The 493-nt window shown below is 58.9% G+C and carries 1 protein-coding gene; it reads left to right on the plus strand.

Features of this window, described 5'->3' with window-relative positions; genetic code table 11:
* Nucleotides 1–23 precede the first annotated feature (23 nt).
* A partial coding sequence (locus AB4048_RS28960) for a glycogen/starch synthase (protein ID WP_442205368.1) occupies nt 24–493 on the plus strand: 470 nt, incomplete at its 3' end.

The following is a 493-nucleotide window of genomic DNA, read 5'->3' on the forward strand; positions in this document are numbered from 1 at the left end:
CTGGAAAATGAGGAGAGGGGCGGTTGAAAGTCCTATCGGTAACATCGGAGATTTTCCCGCTCGTTAAAACCGGCGGGCTTGCCGACGTCACAGGATCGCTTCCGAACGCTCTATCGGAGTTTGAGGTAGAGACCGTTTCGCTTGTGCCGGGGTATCCGGGCGTCATGGCACGCTTGAGGAATGTGGCAACCGTTGCGACGATGGACCTKTTCGGCGCCGAAGCGCGCATCCTTCGGGCAGATTCGGAAGGGCTGGATTTGTTYGTTCTCGACATTCCCGTGCTATACGATCGGCCGGGCGGCCCCTATCTCGACGAGCAAGGGATTGATTTTGCCGACAACAGCCGACGGTTCGCAGCGCTTTCGCTGGGGGGTGCCTTGATTGCGGATGGCGCGATCACCGACTGGAAGCCGGATCTTGTGCATACGCATGATTGGCAGTCCGCGCTGACTTCTGTCTACCTGCGCTACCGGCTGAAAAGCAGCCTGCCGAC

Origin of the sequence: Rhizobium sp. RAF56 (genome assembly GCF_052113965.1) — a bacterium.
Lineage (GTDB): Bacteria > Pseudomonadota > Alphaproteobacteria > Rhizobiales > Rhizobiaceae > Rhizobium.